Origin of the sequence: uncultured Amaricoccus sp. (assembly GCF_937858865.1) — a bacterium.
GTDB lineage: Bacteria > Pseudomonadota > Alphaproteobacteria > Rhodobacterales > Rhodobacteraceae > Amaricoccus.
This window is the reverse complement of the sequence record NZ_CALLYO010000374.1, coordinates 1-5,640: the sequence shown is the minus strand read 5'-3', so window position 1 is coordinate 5,640 and position 5,640 is coordinate 1. Positions and strand designations below refer to the sequence as shown.

6 protein-coding genes and 1 pseudogene are annotated in these 5,640 nt (G+C 72.9%); 6 read left to right on the top strand and 1 reads right to left on the bottom strand.

Annotation, left to right across the window (positions count from 1 at the left end):
- Positions 1-145 precede the first annotated feature (145 nt).
- A complete protein-coding gene (locus Q0112_RS10715) occupies positions 146-1,090 on the bottom strand; it encodes a hypothetical protein (RefSeq protein WP_297975025.1) in 945 nt (314 codons plus the stop codon).
- A gap of 171 nt (positions 1,091-1,261) precedes the next feature.
- Here Q0112_RS10715 and Q0112_RS10710 point away from each other — a divergent pair, with 171 nt between their 5' ends.
- The 6 genes and pseudogenes from Q0112_RS10710 to Q0112_RS10685 form a co-directional block, all read left to right on the top strand.
- Complete coding sequence (locus Q0112_RS10710; RefSeq protein ID WP_297975022.1) at positions 1,262-2,512, top strand: Zn-dependent hydrolase; 1,251 nt, start codon at positions 1,262-1,264, stop codon at positions 2,510-2,512.
- Between the two features lie 57 nt (positions 2,513-2,569).
- A complete protein-coding gene (locus Q0112_RS10705) occupies positions 2,570-2,767 on the top strand; it encodes a hypothetical protein (RefSeq protein ID WP_297975019.1) in 198 nt (65 codons plus the stop codon).
- A 390-nt stretch (positions 2,768-3,157) separates the two neighbouring features.
- Positions 3,158-3,433: a hypothetical protein gene (locus Q0112_RS10700; protein ID WP_297975016.1), complete on the top strand. Its 276-nt coding sequence runs from the start codon at positions 3,158-3,160 to the stop codon at positions 3,431-3,433.
- 135 nt (positions 3,434-3,568) lie between these two features.
- Positions 3,569-3,979: a hypothetical protein gene (locus Q0112_RS10695; RefSeq protein WP_297975014.1), complete on the top strand. Its 411-nt coding sequence runs from the start codon at positions 3,569-3,571 to the stop codon at positions 3,977-3,979.
- A 9-nt stretch (positions 3,980-3,988) separates the two neighbouring features.
- Entirely contained in the window at positions 3,989-5,449 is a 1,461-nt protein-coding gene (gene hydA, locus Q0112_RS10690; protein ID WP_297975011.1) for a dihydropyrimidinase, read from the top strand.
- Positions 5,449-5,640: pseudogene (locus Q0112_RS10685) on the top strand (hypothetical protein); the annotation flags it as partial. The gene hydA and the pseudogene Q0112_RS10685, both read left to right, overlap by 1 nt.

Here is a 5,640-nt window from a genome sequence, read left to right as displayed (position 1 = left end):
GGGGTTGCGGAAGGTGCTGCAGAAGCTCGCCTGACCCGGGCCGTCTGGCGCCAGGTGGCGCCGTCGGCTCATCCCCGCCCGTGCTCGTTGGAGGCGTCGGCAGGGGCAGGATGTCGTGCCGCTGCCGGCGCCGGAGGGCGCGGGCTCAGCCGCAGACGTAGCCGAGCGCGACGCGGCCGCGGTCGATGTTCTCGACGCTGACGCGGCAGGACCGGTCGCCCACCCGCACTTCGACCGACTGGCCGAGCGGCACGGTCTGCGTGGCGACGCCGTTGATCGCGAGGCGGGCGCCGTCGTCGCCGACGCCGGAGACGAAGACCCGGAGGCCCTCGGCGAGGTCGACGGTGGTGCCGGGCGCCGCGCCGTCCGGGGCGGGCAGGGCGTCGCCGCAGGCGCCGGAGACGCTGGCGTGGCCGCGGTCGACGGCGTCGAGGCTCAGCCGGCAGTCGCCGGCCGCGCTCGCCACGGTGGCGGCGTCGCCGACGGCGAGGGCGAAGTCCTGGCCGTTGGCGCGGAGGCTGGCCTCGCCGGCCGCGTCGTCGACGCGCGAGACGAAGACGCGGAGCGCGCCGTCCGAGAGAAGGGCGGTCTCGCCGGCGGAGAGGCCTTCGGGCGGGGTGCCCGGGTCGGCCGGCGTGGCGGCGGTCGGCGCGTCCTCGGCGGCGGGTGCGGCGGGGGAGGAGATCTGCCCGCGCAGGCCGGCGAGGCCGCTCTCGAGCGCGGCGAGGCTCGCGGCCTTGGAGTCCTCGATGGCGCCGGCGAGCGACTGGCCGAGGTCGGCGAGGCTGTCGCCGAGGCGGGTGCCGACGTCGCCGAGGCGGCTGCCGATCTCGTCCATCGTCCTGGCGCCGGCGTCGACCGTGCCGCCGAGCCCCTCGAGGCGGCCGCCGAGCTCGCCCGAGAGGGTGGCGACGCTGGCCTCGAGCTTGTCGAGCCGCTGGTTCTGCGCCGCGACGGCGGCGTCGACCCGGCCGGCGACCGCCTCCTCGATCGCCATCTCGTCCGGCCCGGCGACCGAGATGCCGATCACGAGGCCGAGCAGGAAGAGCAAGGCTCCGCCGGCCACCGCGATGAGCTGGTTCTTCTGCATGTCGTGCTCCCTCTTTCCCAACGGCGTCCGGCCCAACGGGGTCCGGCGCCGATTCCCCTGCGGCGAGCTTAGCCGCGGGCGGGGCGGCTGCGCAGTGGGAAAAGCTCGGCTTGCGCGGCCGCGGGGGGGCGACCTACACAAGGGGGGAGAGCCTGTCCGAAGGAGCCCGCGATGACCTCGCCCAGCGACAACCTGAAGATCGACGGCGCCCGGCTCTGGGACGCGATCATGGAGATGGCGAAGATCGGCCCCGGGGTGGCGGGCGGCAACAACCGGCAGACGCTGACCGACGCCGACGCCGAGGGGCGGGCGCTCTTCCGCCGCTGGTGCGACGCGGCCGGGCTGACGCTCGGGGTCGACCAGATGGGGACGATGTTCGCGACCCGCGCCGGCGAGGATGCCGAGGCGCTGCCGGTCTATGTCGGGAGCCATCTCGACACCCAGCCGACCGGGGGGAAGTACGACGGGGTGCTCGGGGTGCTCGGGGCGCTCGAGGTGGTGCGGACGCTGAACGACCTCGGCATCCGGACGCGGCGGCCGATCGTGGTGACGAACTGGACCAACGAGGAGGGGGCGCGCTTCGCGCCGGCGATGCTGGCGAGCGGGGTCTTCGCCGGGGTGATCGACCGGGACTATGCCTACGGGCGCACCGATCCCGAGGGGAAGCGGTTCGGCGACGAGCTGGAGCGGATCGGCTGGAAGGGGGAGGAGGAGGTGGGCGCGCGCAGGATGCACGCCTATTTCGAGCTGCATATCGAGCAGGGGCCGATCCTCGAGGCGGAGGGCAGGGAGATCGGCGTGGTGACGCATTGCCAGGGGCTCTGGTGGCTGGAGTTCACGCTGACCGGCCGGGAGGCGCACACCGGGTCGACGCCGATGAAGATGCGGGTGAACGCCGGGCTCGCCATGGCGCGGATCATGGAGATGGTGCAGCGGGTGGCGATGGAGAGCCAGCCGGACGCGGTGGGCGGCGTCGGGCAGGTGAAGTTCCATCCGAACTCGCGCAACGTGCTGCCGGGGAGGGTGGTCTTCACCGTCGACATCCGCTCGCCGGACCAGGGCAAGCTCGACGGGATGCGGGCGCGGATCGAGCGCGAGGCGGCGGCGATCTGCGCGGGGCTGGGCGTCGGCTGCGCGGTCGAGCCGGTCGGGCATTTCGACCCCGTCACCTTCGCGCCGGAGCTGGTGGCGCGGGTGCGCGGGGCGGCGGAGCGGCTCGGGTATTCGCATCGCGACATCGTCTCGGGGGCGGGGCACGACGCCTGCTGGGCGGCGAAGGTGGCGCCGGCGACGATGGTGATGTGCCCCTGCGTCGACGGGCTCTCGCACAACGAGGCGGAGGAGATCACGCCGGACTGGGCGGAGAAGGCGGCGAACGTGCTGTTCCACGCGGTGCTCGAGACGGCGGAGATTGTGGCGTGAGGGGGTTCAGATTATCTTGACGGAAAGGGGGCGAGGTATGAGCTCTCGGAGAGGCTTATGGAAACCGACACCCTCATCCTCGAGCATCTTCGCGCCATCCGCGCCACGCTGGACCGGCACGGTGAGGATTTGCGCGAGATCAAGGGGCGGCTCGGCATCCTCGAGTCACAGTACGCCAGCCTCTCCAACCGGCTCGATCGGATGGACGAGCGGGTGGCGCGGATCGAGAGGCGACTGGAGCTCTACGAAGCCTGATACGACGCGACCGGTTTCTGCGATCGCGGCGGGAAGGGTCGCGCCCTCCCCAACTGTCCCGCCCGAGGCCCTGCCTCGGGCGGCGCCCGCCCCGCCCCGTCACGCCGAAGGCGTGCCTCCGGCACGACGCGGGCGCTCCTCGCCTGCCCTCTTCGTCCTGGGGCGGGTGGGTGTGCAGGGGGCGGCGGGGCGACCGTTTCGGACGAGGGCCGGCGAAGGAAAAGGGGTGCCCTCCCCGACTGTCCCGCCCGAGGCTCTGGCCTCGGGCAGCGCCCGCCCCGCCCCGTCACGCCGAGGGCGTGCCTCCGGCACGACGCTGGCGCTTCTCGCCCGCCGGGTCGGGCGCTGCCCTTTTTCGCCTTGGGGTAGCGGTTCATACGGGGGCAGGCGGTGAGCCGGTTCGCTTCGCTCGAGGTCCGGTTCGGCGGGGAGCGGCTGCGGCTCGACGGGTTCGAGGCGGATTTCGGCGAGCCGGCGGGGGGCGAGGTGGTGGTGGACTACGAGGGCGGGCGGGCGCTGGTGCATGTGCTCGGGGCGCGGGAGATCGCCGACGGGAGCCTCACCTGCTCGGTCGGCGGCGCGCGGCGGGCGCTGGTGGCCTTCGACCTCGACTTCCTGCGCCGGGTGCTGGCCGAGGCGCCGGACGGCCATGGCGAGTCCCAATGATGCCGCGGGCTTGCGGAGGCTTGCTTCGGTGCCGCTGCGGCCGTGCCGGGGCTGGTGCAGCCCGGCCGACGGGTGCATGATGAGCCGCAGTCGACCGGCTGCGCAACGCCGGCGACACCAGGGGAGGAGCAAGGCATGAGGCTGGAGAAGCTGGCCGGGATGGCCATGGCGCTGGCGCTGGCCGGAGGGGCGGCGGAGGCGGCGCCTTACAGCATCGTCGCCGACGAGCCGGGGAGCGCCTGGGTGCTCGACGTGGCCTCGGGGGCGCTGACGCGCTGCGTGACGCGGGCGGCGGCCGCGCCGAAGGTGCTCGACGTCTTCGGCGACAGCGCCGAGGTGCGGCCGCAGACGGCGCGCGCCGGGCGGACGGACTGCCGGGAGGTGCGGTCGGCGGCGATCGACCCGCGGGTGCACCGGCTCGCGGCGATCTTCCGGGCACGGACAGGGACGCTCGCCGACCTCTACCGCTCCGGCCTGCCGAGGCACCGGGGCATGTACGGCGGGATGTACGGCGGAATGTTTGGGGCGGCGATCGGCGGATACTGAGGGGAAAGCGTGAGCAAGGTCATCAGGAACGGCACCATCGTCACCGCCGACCGGACGTGGAAGGCGGACGTGCTGGTCGAGGGCGAGACGATCGCGGCGATCGGCGAGAACCTCCGGGGCGACGAGGAGATCGACGCCACCGACGCCTACGTCATCCCGGGCGGCATCGACCCGCACACCCACCTCGAGATGCCGTTCATGGGGACGACGGCGGCGGAGACCTTCGAGTCGGGCACCTTCGCCGCCGCCTCGGGCGGGACGACGATGCTGGTCGACTTCGTGCTGCCGGGGGCGGACGGGAGCCTGCTCGCCGCGCTCGACGAGTGGGACCGGAAGGCGAAGCCGCAGATCTGCGTCGACGTCGGCTATCACATGGCGATCACCGGCTGGAACGAGAAGATCTGGCGCGAGATGGACGCGGTGGTGAAGCGCGGGGTCAATACCTTCAAGCATTTCATGGCCTACAAGGGCGCGCTGATGGTCGAGGACGACGAGATGTATGCGTCGTTCAGGCGCTGCGCCGAGCTCGGGGCGCTGCCGCTCGTCCATGCCGAGAACGGCGACATCGTGGCCGAGCTGCAGAAGAAGTACATGGAGGAGGGGCTGACCGGGCCCGAGGGGCACGCCTATTCGCGGCCGCCCGAGGTCGAGGGCGAGGCGGCGAACCGGGCGATCATGATCGCCGATGCCGCGGGCGTCCCGCTCTACATCGTGCACGTCTCCTGCGAGCAGGCGCACGAGGCGATCAGGCGGGCGCGGCAGAAGGGGATGCGGGTCTACGGCGAGCCCTTGATCCAGCATCTGACGCTCGACGAGACGGAATATTTCCACAAGGACTGGGACTATGCGGCGCGGCGGGTGATGTCGCCGCCGTTCCGCGACAGGAGCCACCAGGACAGCCTCTGGGCCGGGCTGGCGGCGGGGTCGCTGCAGGTGGTGGCGACCGACCACGCCGCCTTCACCACCGAGCAGAAGCGCATGGGGCTGAAGGGCTTTCCCTCGATCCCGAACGGGACGGGCGGGCTCGAGGAGCGGCTGGCGGTGCTCTGGACCAAGGGGGTCGAGACCGGGCGGCTGACGCCGAACGAGTTCGTGGCGGTGACGTCCTCCAACATCGCCAAGATCCTCAACATCTATCCGCGCAAGGGGGCGATCGTCGAAGGGGCGGACGCCGACGTCGTGGTCTGGGATCCGAAGCTCTCGAAGACGGTGTCGGCTTCGACGCAGAAGTCGATCATCGACTACAACGTCTTCGAGGGGCTGAAGGTGACGGCGCAGGCGCGCTACACGCTCTCGCGCGGCGACGTGGTCTGGGCGGACGGGCGGAACAGCCAGCCGCAGCCGGGGCGGGGCAGGTTCGTGCCGCGGCCGGCCTTCCCGGCGCCGCACCGGGCGCTGGCGGCCTGGAAGGAGCTCAACAGCCCGCGTCGGATCGAGCGCGACCCGACCAACATCCCCTCCGGGGTCTGATGCCGGGGTTCGGCGATGCCGAGGCGGCGGCCCTCGACGCCGCCGCCTCCCACGCGAAGGCCTACCGCCGCGGGGTGGCGGCGGCGCCGGTGCGGGCGGCGCTCGGCTACCGCGAGGTGCTGGCGCGCTTCGCCGAGCCGGTGCCGGCCGAGGGGATGGCGCCGGCGGCGGTGATCGAGGAGCTGGCGGCG

What these genes read in the sequence shown, in the direction of transcription:
- Q0112_RS10715 (WP_297975025.1), bottom strand. Translation starts at nt 1,090, where the DNA reads ATGCAGAAGAACCAGCTCATCGCGGTGGCCGGCGGAGCCTTGCTCTTC.
- Q0112_RS10710 (WP_297975022.1), top strand. Translation starts at nt 1,262, where the DNA reads ATGACCTCGCCCAGCGACAACCTGAAGATCGACGGCGCCCGGCTCTGG.
- Q0112_RS10705 (WP_297975019.1), top strand. Translation starts at nt 2,570, where the DNA reads ATGGAAACCGACACCCTCATCCTCGAGCATCTTCGCGCCATCCGCGCC.
- Q0112_RS10695 (WP_297975014.1), top strand. Translation starts at nt 3,569, where the DNA reads ATGAGGCTGGAGAAGCTGGCCGGGATGGCCATGGCGCTGGCGCTGGCC.